11 protein-coding genes are annotated in these 13,195 nt (G+C 60.6%); 4 read left to right on the plus strand and 7 right to left on the minus strand.

Annotation, left to right across the window (positions count from 1 at the left end; genetic code table 11):
* Window positions 1-267 precede the first annotated feature (267 nt).
* The gene (locus QSK43_RS04785; protein WP_332302496.1) at window positions 268-1,536 is read right to left on the minus strand and encodes an extensin-like domain-containing protein; all 1,269 of its coding nucleotides are present in this window, start codon (window positions 1,534-1,536) and stop codon (window positions 268-270) included.
* Between the two features lie 365 nt (window positions 1,537-1,901).
* Window positions 1,902-3,716, minus strand: a complete 1,815-nt coding sequence (locus QSK43_RS04790) for a methyl-accepting chemotaxis protein (protein WP_332302497.1) — start codon at window positions 3,714-3,716, stop codon at window positions 1,902-1,904.
* A gap of 252 nt (window positions 3,717-3,968) precedes the next feature.
* Here QSK43_RS04790 and QSK43_RS04795 point away from each other — a divergent pair, with 252 nt between their 5' ends.
* Window positions 3,969-4,283: a DUF1883 domain-containing protein gene (locus QSK43_RS04795; RefSeq protein ID WP_045024664.1), complete on the plus strand. Its 315-nt coding sequence runs from the start codon at window positions 3,969-3,971 to the stop codon at window positions 4,281-4,283.
* 106 nt (window positions 4,284-4,389) lie between these two features.
* Here QSK43_RS04795 and QSK43_RS04800 read toward each other — a convergent pair whose 3' ends face one another.
* Together QSK43_RS04800 and QSK43_RS04805 are read right to left on the minus strand one after the other, a co-directional pair.
* Entirely contained in the window at window positions 4,390-5,706 is a 1,317-nt protein-coding gene (locus QSK43_RS04800; RefSeq protein ID WP_045024666.1) for a replication-associated recombination protein A, read from the minus strand.
* Complete coding sequence (locus QSK43_RS04805; protein ID WP_332302498.1) at window positions 5,703-7,109, minus strand: DegQ family serine endoprotease; 1,407 nt, start codon at window positions 7,107-7,109, stop codon at window positions 5,703-5,705. The genes QSK43_RS04800 and QSK43_RS04805 overlap by 4 nt, the downstream gene beginning before the upstream one ends.
* Window positions 7,110-7,281: 172 nt before the next feature.
* Between QSK43_RS04805 and QSK43_RS04810 the strand changes: the two genes are divergently transcribed.
* Entirely contained in the window at window positions 7,282-7,635 is a 354-nt protein-coding gene (locus QSK43_RS04810; RefSeq protein WP_332302499.1) for a lysozyme inhibitor LprI family protein, read from the plus strand.
* A 15-nt stretch (window positions 7,636-7,650) separates the two neighbouring features.
* Here the strand turns inward: QSK43_RS04810 and QSK43_RS04815 are convergent, their stop codons facing one another.
* Window positions 7,651-8,652, minus strand: coding sequence for a serine hydrolase domain-containing protein (locus QSK43_RS04815; protein WP_332302500.1), 1,002 nt, complete (start codon window positions 8,650-8,652; stop codon window positions 7,651-7,653).
* A gap of 421 nt (window positions 8,653-9,073) precedes the next feature.
* A complete protein-coding gene (ilvD, locus tag QSK43_RS04820) occupies window positions 9,074-10,909 on the minus strand; it encodes a dihydroxy-acid dehydratase (protein ID WP_332302501.1) in 1,836 nt (611 codons plus the stop codon).
* Between the two features lie 312 nt (window positions 10,910-11,221).
* Here ilvD and msrP point away from each other — a divergent pair, with 312 nt between their 5' ends.
* Entirely contained in the window at window positions 11,222-12,163 is a 942-nt protein-coding gene (msrP, locus tag QSK43_RS04825) for a protein-methionine-sulfoxide reductase catalytic subunit MsrP (protein WP_332302502.1), read from the plus strand.
* Between the two features lie 2 nt (window positions 12,164-12,165).
* Window positions 12,166-12,813 (plus strand): protein-methionine-sulfoxide reductase heme-binding subunit MsrQ, encoded by a 648-nt coding sequence (gene msrQ, locus QSK43_RS04830; RefSeq protein WP_332302635.1) that lies wholly within the window; start codon window positions 12,166-12,168, stop codon window positions 12,811-12,813.
* Here msrQ and QSK43_RS04835 read toward each other — a convergent pair.
* On the minus strand, window positions 12,767-13,195 hold the full coding sequence (locus tag QSK43_RS04835; protein ID WP_332302503.1) for a ribosomal maturation YjgA family protein: 429 nt from the start codon (window positions 13,193-13,195) through the stop codon (window positions 12,767-12,769). The genes msrQ and QSK43_RS04835 overlap by 47 nt on opposite strands.

The following is a 13,195-nucleotide window of genomic DNA, read 5'->3' on the forward strand; positions in this document are numbered from 1 at the left end:
GCAGGTCAGTACGGCGTGTTGTTTTTTGCCGGATATCCGCGCCGGATGGACCGATTTTATGGGATCGTTTCCCATTGCATGCCCTTGCAAAGACGCCGATATCCCCCGATATGGCTGTCTCTTCAACCGGCCTTCGGGCCGGTCTTTTTTTGTGCGGAGTCAGGGTCAGCAACCGGCGCTTCCCATGCAGCCGCGCCCCTCACCTCCGTCATTCCAGCCCTGAGCCGGAAGACGGGAAACGGCGCTAAGGCACTCCTTGGAAATCCCCTAGTCGCAATGCCTGTAACCGGATTTGCGGGTACGCAGGTCGAAGTGGAAGTGGTTCCAGTGGTTAGGATCGCTGCCCGGCCCGAGAACGGTCGAGAAATATTTGCAGCTGTCCGATCTGACCGCTTTCAGCAGCGCTTTTTCGCGGAAGGCGAAGAAGTTCTTTTTGCGAACGTCGATTTCCTTACCGTTCTTCAGGGTGATGGTGCCGATATCGATGGCGTTGCCGCGCGCATGTTCGGACCACGGATTGCTGGAGCGCGAATTCATCTTGCGGCAGGAATAGCCGCCCATCGGCGTGATGCGGCCGACGCCCGAGAGATAACGGAAGCGCGAGGACGGCACGAGCTCGAACTTCACCCACTTGGCAAAGGCGAGCGTTACCTGGCAATTGAGCTTCACCGCAGGCCGGATGGCGACGCCGCTGGCGAGACCGCTGAGTTCGATCGGATAATCGATACCGCAGGTCGGGCCATCGGCAATGCGCGCAACATCGCGGAAAGCCACGCCGAGGCGGCGTAGCTCGGAGCGGCAGGCCACTTCCGAGGATGGCATGACGCCGGGCGGCATGGTTGACCGGTTGCTTTGCAATCCGCCGCGTGCCATCGGATCGTCAGGCATCAGCATGGCCACTTCTTCCACCGGCTGGCGGCGGGAAGAGGATCCAGGCGGCGGTGGCGGTATCAACCGCGATTGACCCGTGCTCTGCCGTTGACGGCCCGGCGAAACGGCGACCGGATTGTCCGTGCCGATACCATCCACCACCGGCTGTGCGGAAGCGCCTTCGGCGATGTCGGCATCCTGCTCTTCCGCAAGTCCGCGAACCGGCTCGACGCCGAGCATGGAATCCATGTTGACGCCGCTTTCGCCTTCGGCAATCTGGCTGGCGGCGGCCTGCTGCTCGGGCATTGTCGAAGAGATTTCGGTTTGGCCGCTCATGGCCATACGCGCCTGATGCTGGGCATCAAGCGTAGAATATCCCTGCCCACCCTGTGGCGATTGCAGCAGCGGATCCTGCGAGGCGTAGACCTCCGGCATCGGTTGCGACACGGCTGCGGGATAATCGGCGACCTGCCCGGCCCGCTCGGCCTGATGGACCGCGCCTGATGGTGCGCTGTAGCCTTGCTGCCGCGACGACCGGATTGCGCTGACACGCGTGGTGCCATCGACCTCGGCCGGCGGCACGAGGCCCTCCGCCGAACACGACACCATGACCGTGGAAATCATCAGCAACGTCACAAGACGACGCGGAAGGGAAACATACGCCATACGAGAACCTGTACCTTCAGCGGCCGCTACTCGCGGCTAGACAGGCGAATTTTAAAGAAACGGGGTAAACGAATCCTTATTGGTTGCGAGAAATAACGAACGGTCTATTTCGTGACGCGGGAAATGGAGAAGGCCCGATTGAAATCACGTCGAAGACAACGACGAAAACGCTGAGACCTCTCCTCGGCAGCCAACGCACAAACCTCTCCTCCGTCATCCTCGGGCTTGACCCGAGGATCCACAGCCGCACGAGGGATGGATCCTCGGGACAAGCCAGAGGATGACGTGGAGTGTGGAGAGAGCTGTCAGTCATTGTAGGGCGCGGCCAAAGCCGCCCCCCTCCACCCTGTCTCAAACACGTAAAATCACGCGGCCCGCGAAACTTCGTGCCCTGCCCCGTGCCCCAGTTCGAAACGGGAAAGCAGCGCGCGCAGCTGACGGCTTTCCTCGGCCAAAGTCTGGCTGGCCGCCGTCGTTTCTTCCACCATGGCGGCGTTCTGCTGCGTCATCTGGTCCATATGGTTGACGGAGGTATTGATCTCCTGAAGCCCGGTCGCCTGTTCGCGCGCCGCCGTGGCGATGGAATTGACGTGGCCGTCAACGCGATTGACCAGTTCCATGATCTCATCCAGCGCATCGCCCGTCGAGCGGACGAGCGTGACACCGCCACCGACTTCTTCTGCCGAACGGTTGATGAGCGACTTGATCTCCTTGGCGGCATTGGCCGAGCGTTGCGCAAGTTCACGCACTTCCTGCGCCACCACTGCAAAACCGCGCCCCGCCTCGCCCGCCCGCGCCGCTTCCACACCGGCATTCAGCGCCAGAAGGTTGGTCTGGAAAGCGATCTCGTCGATGACAGAAATGATCTGCCCGATGCGCTTCGACGATTCCTCGATACGGCCCATGGCATCGACGGCATTGCGCACGATCTCGCCTGAACGGCTGGCGCTGGTTTTCGTGTCCTGCACCATCTGCCGTGCTTCATTGGCCCGCTCGGAAGCCGTGCGCACCGTGGCCGTGATCTCGTCGAGAGCCGCCGCCGTCTCCTCCAGCGCCGCCGCCTGCTGCTCGGTCCGGCGCGAAAGATTGCCGGTCGCACCGCTGATATCAGAGGCGCTGTCATTGACGACATGGCCGGTTCTGGCAATGGCCTCGATCGCAGCGTGCAGCGCGCCCACGGCACGGTTGAAATCCATGCGCAGTTTTTCGTATTCCGCGCCGATATCGGCAAGCTCGACGGTCAGATCGCCATTGGCGAGGGCCTCGAGCGACTTACCGAGCTGGTTCATGGCAATGGCCTGACGCTCGGATACCGTGCGCAGGGCCGTCTCGTTGCCTTGCCGCGCCTCCTCCAGCGCCCGCTGCTGCCCCGCCTCGCGGGCCTGCAAGACGCTGCGCTCGTTGACGCTGTCGCGCAGCACCAGCAGGGTCTTGGCGATCGCACCGATTTCGTTGTGACGGTCGGCAAACTGAATTTCGGCCTCACCGTCACCCTCCGCGATCCGCGTCATGCTCTGCCGGATAAGGTCGATCGGCCGCGTCACGCTGCGAACGACGGCTGTAGCGACGCCTATGACCAGAAGAGCGGACAAAACGCACAGCCCGATGTTGAAATAGGCGTCGTTCCAGAAAACCGCTTCAAGATCATCCACATAAACACCGGTGCCGACAACCCATCCCCAGGGCGCGAAACCGGCGACATGGGAAAACTTCTCGACCGGATCGGGAGCGCCGGGCTTTGGCCAGTAGTAATCGACGAAGCCCTTGCCGCCCGCCTTCACCGTGTTCACGAATTCAACGAACAGCGCCTTGCCGTTCGGGTCCTTGTTGGCGGTGAGATCCGTGCCGTTCATCTCAGGCTTGATCGGATGCATCACCATTTTGGGATGCATGTCGTTGATCCAGAAATAGCCGCTGCCATTGCCATAGCGCATCGCCGCGATCGTCGTCTTGGCCTGCTGCTGCGCCGCCTCCCAGGTAAGGGCGCCGCTCTGTTCCAGGCGATAATATTGTTCGATAATGGCGACGGCCGTCTCGTTCATGGACGCCAGCCCCGCTTTGCGCTCGCGCTCCATCTCGTGAAAAGTCTCGAACAGACTGAATGTCAGGGCTGCGGTCAATATTACCAGAAACAATGCGACAAGCGCATAAAGGCGCATGGATATCGTGACGTTTTTCATATTCCCCCCAATGCCACCGACGGCACTTCGATCAGCCGATCTTAAAGGGTAGAAATTTATTATTATTAAATACACCTGTTATACGTTGGTAGTATTCCGGAACACGGCACTGGAAGCCGGAAATACTCACCGCCACGGTCGGAAGCCGGCATAACTGACCGGAATTCGGCAAGGACCTTGCGGTTTTAAAGTAGTCGTTAACCCCCGTCGCCCTATTCTCTCTCGCCAAAATAGGTTGCTTGGAGACGCGCGATGGCACGGCCGAATTTCCGCTTTACGCATTATGATCTGAAGGAATTGCGGGCTGGGACGATCATTGAAGTATCCCTGTCGGCCGTCAACAATGTGCGGCTGCTGACAGGCGCAAATTTCCAGCGGTTCACCGAATTGCTGGACTTCAAATATCTCGGCGGCGTCGCGAAAAAATCGCCGATCCGTGTCACCATTCCCGAGACATCGCACTGGCATCTGGTGGTCGATGCCGAAGGCCATAGCGGCCTGGCGGAATCCTCGGTCAAGATGCTGCCGGCGCTGGCACCCGCCACCTCGCACCGCAAAGCGTCCTGATTTCTTTAACAAACAAGGAGATAGTGCGGTTTCCCGACTCTTTTTGCCAGCCACTTGATTCTTTTTATTAAGAGCGGCGCTACTCCAACAGAACCGCGCAGATGCGCTAACGCGATCCACGCTCGCGTCGCAGCTTCGCCCACCAGTCGAGACGCTTGCGGATTTCCCGCTCGAACCCTCGATCGGGCGGATCGTAAAACGTCGTGCGCCCCATTTTTTCCGGGAAATAGTCCTGCCCTGAAAAGGCATCCGGCTCGTCGTGGTCATATCGGTAGCCGTCGCCGTAACCTTCGCCCTTCATCAGCTTGGTCGGCGCGTTGAGGATATGTTTCGGCGGCACCAGCGAACCGTTTTCCTTGGCCGCCCGCATAGCGGATTTGAAGGCGTTATAGACGGCGTTCGATTTCGGCGCGGTGGCGAGATAGACGCAGGCCTGCGCCAGCGCCAGCTCCCCCTCCGGCGAACCGAGATAATCATAGGCGTCCTTGGCGGCGTTGCAGACGGCGAGCGCCTGCGGATCGGCAAGGCCGATATCCTCCACCGCCATGCGCACCAGCCGCCGCCCGATATAGAGCGGGTCTTCGCCGGCATCGAACATGCGGCACAGATAATAGAGCGCAGCATCCGGGTCGGAGCCACGCACCGATTTATGCAGCGCGGAAATGAGATTGTAGTGGCCGTCCTGGCCCTTGTCGTACAAAGGCGCACGTCGCTGCACGATGCGCGTCAGCCCCTCGGTATCGAAAGTCTCGTCCTTCCGCGCCGCACGCCAGACCTCTTCGGCAAGCGTCAGCACGGCGCGGCCATCGCCGTCTGCCATGCGGATCAGGCTTGCACGCGCCTCTTCGGTCAGCGGCAGGAGCTTCTGCTCGGCCTCCTCGGCCCGCTTCAGAAGTTCGCTGAGGCTCTCCTCGTCATGCGAGCCGAACGTCAGGACGCGCGCGCGCGACAAAAGAGCGGCGTTGAGTTCGAAGGACGGGTTTTCGGTGGTGGCGCCCACCAGAATGATGGTGCCATCCTCCATGACCGGCAGGAAGCTGTCCTGCTGGGCGCGGTTGAAGCGATGGATCTCATCGACGAAAAGCAACGTCTGCCGACCATTCATCCGGCGTGTGCGCGCCGCTTCGAAAACCTTCTTGAGATCGGCAACGCCGGAAAAAATCGCCGAGATTTGCTCGAAGGCCAGCCCCGCTTCGCCGGAAAGCAGCCGGGCGACCGTTGTCTTGCCAGTTCCGGGCGGCCCCCAGAAGATCATCGATCCGAGCGAGCCGCTGTCGATCATGCGGCGCAGCACGCCCTCCTCACCCGTCAGATGCGGCTGCCCACTCACCTCCGCCAACGTCTTCGGACGCAGGCGATCGGCAAGAGGCCGCCGGTTGGCGACCTCGACAGGCACTTGTGGGGCAAAGAGGTCGTCGCTCATCGCAGGAACTGCCGGATACGTTGCCCGTCACGCAGGATTTCCACGCGCCAGAAGCCGGGATTGTCATCCAGAGCCTTCTCGACAGCAGCCGTGGAGCCGATATCCGCACCATTCAGCGACAGAATGACATCCTTCGGCTGGAAACCGACACGATAGGCCGGCGAACTGCGTTTCACATCAGTGATGACCACACCCGTCACCTGCGAAGGCATGCGCAACTCGTCGGCAAGTTTCGGCGAGAGATTGGCAACCGTAGCACCGGCGAAGGGATTGCGTCCCTCGAGCAACCGCTCGTCACGCGGCGCGGTTTCCGGCGCCGTATCGAGCGCGATGGTCGCTTTCTTCTCGCTGCCCTTGTCCATGACAGTCAGTTCGGCGGATTTGCCGATACCGGCCGTCGTCAGGCGATAACCCAGCGCATCCGGATGCTCCACCTCGAAGCCGTTGACGGCCGTAACGACCTGTCCGGGTTCAATGCCAGCCTTTTCCGCCGGGCCGCCCTTGACCACGCTGACGACGAGCGCGCCGCGCGCGCGGTGCAGGCCGAGCGCCTCGGCCACATCCGACGTCACCGGATCGAAGGTCGCGCCGATATAGGGCCGCTCGAAGCTCGCATCGCCACGCTCGGCGGCAGCGACGAACACACGGACCAGATTGGCGGGAATGGCGAAACCGATGCCGTTCGATCCGCCGCCCTTGGAGAAGATGGCGGTGTTGATGCCGATCAGCTCACCGGCCATGTTCATCAGCGCACCGCCGGAATTGCCGGGGTTGATGGACGCATCGGTCTGGATGAAGAAGCCGAAATCGCCCTGCGTCACCTGGTTGCGCGCCAGCCCGGAGACGATACCGCTCGTCACCGTCTGGCCGACACCGAAGGGATTGCCGATGGCAAGCACCAGATCGCCCACCTCGATGGCGTCCGAATTGCCGAGCGACAGCACCGGAAACTGTTCCTTCGCATCGATCTGCAGAATGGCGAGATCGATGCGGTCATCCTTCAGCAGCACCTTGGAGGAAAATTCGCGTCCATCCGCCAGCGCCACCTTGATGTCGTCAGCACCGTCGATGACGTGGTTGTTGGTCACGACAAGGCCGCCGGCAGTCACGATCACGCCCGATCCGAGCGACGACTGCTTTTCCGTGCGGTTCGGCATCTGCTGGCCGAAGAACTGCTCGAAGAACGGATCGCCGGCAAAGGGCGACAGACGCCGCTGCACCACGCGCTCGGCATAGACGTTCACCACAGCACCTGCGGTACGCTTGACCAGCGGCGCGAAGGAAAGCTGCATTTCCGTGTGGCTCGACGGCACGGCCCTGTTGTCCTGCGCCTGCGCTCCCACTGGCAAGAGAATGAGCGCGGCAAGAAAGCCGGTGGACAGATACTTCAACACGCTTCGCATGTGATTCCTCATCGTCATCAGTATGATGGAGTTATAACGCCAAAGCCTGTAAAGCAAAGAGCGGCAAGATGATGGCCAACCTTTTCGATGCGATGGCGCGCTTGGGCAGGTGGAACCAACCACCCGCATTTTGGTTTCATCCGCATCTGACTGTCCTCAAAAGAGACGATCCATGCATCTGAAACAGATACTTCTTGCCTCCGGCATCATCCTCGCCTGCTCTTCACTCGGTTCGCCCGCCAGCGCCGCAAGCTTCGACTGCACGAAGCCGGATCTCGCGGCGGACGAAAAAGCCATCTGCGACAACCGCACCCTCAACGATCAGGACGTGAAGATGGTCACCACCTTCGATATCCTCACTCAGCTGATGGCCATGGGCGCTCGCGACACTTTGCGTGAAGAACAGAGCAAATGGCTGAAAAGACGCCAGGAATGCGCGGCGGATGTTGCCTGCCTGACTGGCGCTTATGAGGAACGCATGAAGAAGCTGGGCGAAGCTTTCCAGAGCATCAACAGACCGCTTTGACTTGTGCAACGCCACTTAGGCCACGCGAATGATATTCTCCATCAACCCGTGCAGCTGGTCGCGATAACCGGTTCTGGCCGAAGGTGCGTCCTCGCGTGACGTCATCACCACTGAAAGACGTTTGGCGGGTACGATGTAAAGCATCTGCCCGCCATAACCCCAGGCATAATAGACCGTCGAACCCGCCATCTCCTTGATGAACCAGCAATAGCCGTAACCGTCGCCGTTGAAGACGGAATTGGTGCGCTGCTGCCAGGACTGGTCGATCCAGCCTTGCGAAATCAGCCGCTCGCCGCCGGGCGTCACTCCGCCTCGCCGGTAAAGCTCGCCAAAGGCCAGCAACGACCGCGCCGTCATCGCCATCTGGTTGCCACCGAGATAGATGCCCTGCGGATCGCGCTCCCAGCCGCCGATGGAAAACCCTTCCAGCGGCCGGAACCAGTCGCGCGCCAAAGACAGCGTCGAGCGGCCGGATGCCTTGGTCAGTATCGCCGAAAGCAGATGCGTGGACCCAGTAGAATAAAGCATGCCACCATCCGGTTCTCCGGCAAATCCCGATCCCAGCGCCATCCTTACCCAGTTGCGGCTGGCGACCCAGCGGCCGTAATTCGGGCCAGACATGCGCTCCAGACCGGACTGCATGGAGAGCAGGTTACCGATGGTGACCCTTTCCAGACGCGGATCGGGGTTCTGCGGAAAATCGGCGCGCAGAACAGTCGCGATCGGCTGATCGGTCCCCACGAGTATCTTGCGATCGATCGCCATACCGACCAGCGCCGAAATGACCGATTTCGAGGCCGACTTGATGTTGGTGGAACCGTTTAATCCCGCACCATGATAGGCGCGACTGGCGACCTCCTCGCCATCGATGCTGACGATGACGGCCTTGAGGCTCGAAAGCGCATCCGCCTCGCTGAGCAACAGATCGAAACGAGCGCCATTGCCAGACGCTTGCGCACGGGCAAGCCGGGCAAAAGGTAGAGACGCGATCAGGCCGAGTGCGGTTCGTCTTTTCATAATGGAGAAGTTAGGCATTGCCACGCTGTGGAAAAGACCCGGTGGACGGACTTCACTCCAATGTGACTGCGGGATGGCCGGCGTCCGGCTGGAGATATTCGAATTTATTACAGGGAAACAGCGTGTTGCGCGAGTTTGGAGAATCAAGGTCTCAGGCAATTGAATCGGTTTCTGAACGAGCGACATCTATGTCAGCGTAACAAAAAGCCGCTCATAGGAGCGGCTCAGGCTGCTGACAAAATGAGGGCCTTCCCCCGTCATGCCGGACCTGATCCGGCATCCAGCCACGGCGCGTCTGCGCCGTGAAAGAGCCTTTCGCGATCAAAGACTTGATCGCGCTAGACCCCGGATCGGGTCCGGGGTGACGGAGCATGCTTGTTATCACTCCGCGAAACACGCTGCCGCACCTGCCCTGCCGGGTTTACTCCGGCAAAATCCGCACGGCGCCCTTGTCCGCGCTCGACGCAAAAGCCGCATAGGCCTTCAGCGCCGTCGTGACATTGCGCTTGCGCGGCGCCTCCGGCTTCCAGCCAAGCTCTTCCTGTTCGGCACGACGCGACGCCAGTTCGGCATCCGGCACGTTGAGGTTGATCGTGCGGTTCGGAATGTCGATCTCGATCAGATCACCCGGACGTACGAGGCCGATGGCGCCGCCCTGTGCTGCTTCCGGCGAGGCGTGGCCGATGGAAAGGCCGGACGTGCCGCCCGAAAAACGCCCGTCGGTGATCAGTGCGCAGGCTTTGCCGAGGCCCTTGGATTTCAGATAGCTGGTCGGGTACAGCATTTCCTGCATGCCAGGCCCGCCCTTCGGCCCTTCGTAACGGATGACGACGACGTCGCCCGCCTTGACCTCGTTGCTGAGAATGCCCTTCACCGCCGCGTCCTGGCTTTCGTAAACGACCGCCGGGCCGGTGAATTTCAGGATGGATTCATCGACACCCGCCGTCTTCACGATGCAGCCGTCAAGCGCGATATTGCCGTAAAGCACGGCCAGACCCCCATCCTTGGAGAAGGGTTTTTCAACCGAGCGGATGACGCCGTTTTCGCTGTCGGTATCCAGATCGTCCCAGCGCGAGGACTGGCTGAAGGCCACCTGCGTCGGCACGCCGCCGGGTGCGGCCTTGAAGAACTGGCGCACCGTTTCGCTATTGGTGCGGGTGATGTCCCAGCGGTCAATGGCGTCGCCAAGCGTCGCCTCGTGCACCGTATAGGTGTCGCGGTTGATGAGACCGCCGCGCTCCAGCTCGCCGAGAATGCGCATGATGCCGCCGGCGCGGTGAACGTCTTCCATGTGCACATCCTGCTTGGCGGGCGCGACCTTGGAAAGGCAGGGAACCTTACGGGAAAGACGGTCGATGTCCTCCATGCCGAAATCGACGCCGCCCTCATGCGCCGCCGCCAGAATATGCAGCACCGTGTTGGTGGAGCCGCCCATGGCGATATCCAGCGACATGGCGTTTTCGAACGCTGCCTTGTTGGCGATGGTACGCGGCAGCACGGTTTCGTCGTCTTGCTCATAATGACGACGCGCCAGATCGACGATCAGATGACCAGCCTCGACGAACAACCGCCTGCGATCCGAATGGGTGGCGAGTGTCGAGCCGTTGCCGGGCAGCGAAAGACCCAGCGCCTCGGTCAGACAGTTCATGGAGTTGGCCGTGAACATGCCGGAACAGGAGCCGCAGGTCGGGCAAGCGGAACGCTCGATGACTGCGACGTCCTCATCGGAAATCTTGTCATCGGCAGCCGCGACCATGGCGTCGACCAGATCGAGCGCAACCGTCTTGCCGTGCATGACCACCTTGCCGGCTTCCATCGGCCCACCGGACACGAAAACGGAGGGAATATTGAGGCGCATCGCCGCATTCAGCATGCCGGGGGTGATCTTGTCGCAGTTGGAAATGCACACCATCGCATCGGCGCAATGGGCATTGACCATATATTCCACCGAATCCGCGATGATCTCGCGCGACGGCAGTGAATAGAGCATGCCATCATGGCCCATGGCGATGCCGTCATCGACAGCGATGGTGTTGAATTCCTTGGCCACGCCGCCCGCCGCCTCGATTTCGCGGGCAACGAGCTGGCCAAGATCTTTCAGATGCACATGGCCCGGCACGAATTGCGTGAAGGAATTGACCACCGCGATGATCGGCTTGCCGAAATCGCTGTCCTTCATGCCGGTGGCGCGCCAAAGGCCGCGCGCGCCCGCCATGTTGCGGCCGTGGGTTGTCGTTCTGGAGCGATAGGCTGGCATGGTGTTTTCCTCGATCTCTTAGGCAGAAGAGCGCATTCCCGCAACGCGGTCAAAATGCCCTCGCCCTATTTTGCGGTTTTTCTAGCGCAAACCGCAAGCCCTGTCACTGCCACCTTCGGGCAAAACAGTACGGTTCGGTACGGTACGCTGTTTCTCTGCCCCGCAATTCGGGTTGTTTTTCATCACAAATGCGCGATTTCCGCCGCCCGATCGTTGTTTTTGCGCAGAGCGCTGAAACATATCTGTGCAGCGGCCGTATAGCCTATCATAATCGATTTATCGCCGATGCACCCGGCTTTTGTGGAGGTTGAAATGCCCGCCTATCGTCCGCCCCTCATCGCGGCAAGCGAAATCACGCCAAAGAACATCTACCTGTCGAGACGCAACTTCCTCGGCACGGCGGCAGGGCTTGCGGCAGTCGGGCTTTCCGGCCGTGAGGCGATCGCCGCACCGCTTGCGGCAAAAGCCGGCGCCTACAAGCTGGATGAAACACTCACGCCGCTCGACGCCGTCACCAGCTACAATAATTTCTACGAATTCGGCGTCGGAAAATCCGACCCCAAGGAAAATTCCGGCAAGTTCAAGCCTACCCCCTGGACGGTGAAAGTGGATGGCCTCGTCTCCAAACCGCAGGAATTCGGCATAGAAGACCTCATGAAATATCAGCTCGAGGAGCGCACCTATCGCATGCGTTGCGTCGAGGGCTGGTCGATGGTCATTCCGTGGATCGGCTTTCCCCTCGCGGCACTTCTCGACAAGGTGGAGCCGCTCGGCAGCGCGAAATACGTGTCCTTCGAAACCGTGGTGCGGCCGGAGGAAATGCCGGCCCAGAGCGGCCTGTTCCAGCCGCTGTCCTGGCCCTATGTCGAGGGCCTGCGTCTTGACGAGGCACGCCATCCGCTGACCATCCTCGCCGTTGGCCTTTACGGAGAAACGCTGCCGAACCAGAACGGCGCTCCGATCCGCCTCGTCGTTCCATGGAAATACGGTTTCAAGGGCATCAAATCCATCGTGCGGATTTCGCTTGTCGAAAAACAGCCGGAAACGACGTGGAAAAACTCAAACGCCCGCGAATACGGCTTCTATTCCAACGTCAATCCGCATGTGGACCATCCCCGCTGGAGTCAGGCGACGGAACAGCGCATCGGCGAAGGTGGCTTTTTCGGCACCCAGAACCGCCCGACGCTGATGTTCAACGGCTATGACGAGGTGGCAAGCCTTTATACCGGCCTGGACCTGAAAGCGAATTATTGACTATGGCCTTCGCCCTGCCGCTTCCCTCGCTGCCGAAGCGTTACCAGCCGGCGGCCATCTGGTCGCTCTATGTGGTCGGGCTCTGTCCGGGCGTGTGGTATTTCTATCTCGCCGCAACCGGCGGCCTCGGCTTCAATCCGGTCAAGGATTTCGAGCACCTGCTCGGCATCTGGGCGCTGCGTTTCCTGTGCATTGGCCTGCTGGTGACGCCGCTGCGCGACCTGTTCAACATCAACCTCATCGCCTATCGCCGGGCGCTGGGGCTGATCGCCTTTTATTACGTGCTGGCGCATTTCACGGTCTATCTGGTGCTGGATCGCGGCCTGGTCATCAGTTCCATCGCCGGCGATATTCTGAAGCGGCCCTATATCATGCTCGGCATGGCCGGGCTCATCATGCTCTTGCCCCTCGCGCTCACCTCCAACCGCTGGTCGATCCGCAAGCTCGGCAGCCGCTGGAACACGCTGCACAAGCTAGCCTATCTCGTGCTCATCGTCGGCGTGCTGCACTTCGTGCTGGCGCGAAAGTCGATCACGCTGGAGCCGGTGTTCTATATCAGCACGATGGTAGTGTTGCTCGGATATCGGCTGGTGCGGCCATCAATCATGGCGATGAAGAGGGGGAAGCGCGCCAGACCCGTCCGGCAATAAGTGAAGCGGCCCCGATACCCCCGAGATAGCAGATAATATTCCACAGCGAAAAAACGCGGCCGAGCAGCAAAGCCCCGGTCGTCGTTGCGCGAAATGCGTCCAGTGCCGGAAAATGGATAAGCCGGATGAGTTCCACGACGACAACGACAAGAATAGCGACGTGAACCTCATGGCCGTGCCAGCGGGCAGGAAAGACTGCCGCCAGCAACAGGTAAACCATCGCCCCCCAGAGCACGGATCCGCCGTATTTTACCGCCACGAACGACAGCCCCACGTCGTAGCCGAATGCCCGCAGGCAAAGGCCGCAGACGATCACCGCCACCGCACCCACCAAAAGCCGGATGCGGACAAAATAAGACGGGGATAGGTTTGGCAAGCCCAT

It is taken from the genome of Rhizobium sp. GR12, assembly GCF_036596185.1.
In the GTDB taxonomy this organism is placed as follows: domain Bacteria; phylum Pseudomonadota; class Alphaproteobacteria; order Rhizobiales; family Rhizobiaceae; genus Agrobacterium; species Agrobacterium nepotum.

What these genes read in the sequence shown, in the direction of transcription:
- QSK43_RS04795 (WP_045024664.1), top strand. Translation starts at nt 3,969, where the DNA reads ATGGCACGGCCGAATTTCCGCTTTACGCATTATGATCTGAAGGAATTG.
- ilvD (WP_332302501.1), bottom strand. Translation starts at nt 10,909, where the DNA reads ATGCCAGCCTATCGCTCCAGAACGACAACCCACGGCCGCAACATGGCG.
- QSK43_RS04800 (WP_045024666.1), bottom strand. Translation starts at nt 5,706, where the DNA reads ATGAGCGACGACCTCTTTGCCCCACAAGTGCCTGTCGAGGTCGCCAAC.
- msrP (WP_332302502.1), top strand. Translation starts at nt 11,222, where the DNA reads ATGCCCGCCTATCGTCCGCCCCTCATCGCGGCAAGCGAAATCACGCCA.
- QSK43_RS04815 (WP_332302500.1), bottom strand. Translation starts at nt 8,652, where the DNA reads ATGAAAAGACGAACCGCACTCGGCCTGATCGCGTCTCTACCTTTTGCC.
- msrQ (WP_332302635.1), top strand. Translation starts at nt 12,166, where the DNA reads ATGGCCTTCGCCCTGCCGCTTCCCTCGCTGCCGAAGCGTTACCAGCCG.
- QSK43_RS04785 (WP_332302496.1), bottom strand. Translation starts at nt 1,536, where the DNA reads ATGGCGTATGTTTCCCTTCCGCGTCGTCTTGTGACGTTGCTGATGATT.
- QSK43_RS04810 (WP_332302499.1), top strand. Translation starts at nt 7,282, where the DNA reads ATGCATCTGAAACAGATACTTCTTGCCTCCGGCATCATCCTCGCCTGC.
- QSK43_RS04835 (WP_332302503.1), bottom strand. Translation starts at nt 13,195, where the DNA reads ATGGGCTTGCCAAACCTATCCCCGTCTTATTTTGTCCGCATCCGGCTT.
- QSK43_RS04790 (WP_332302497.1), bottom strand. Translation starts at nt 3,716, where the DNA reads ATGAAAAACGTCACGATATCCATGCGCCTTTATGCGCTTGTCGCATTG.
- QSK43_RS04805 (WP_332302498.1), bottom strand. Translation starts at nt 7,109, where the DNA reads ATGCGAAGCGTGTTGAAGTATCTGTCCACCGGCTTTCTTGCCGCGCTC.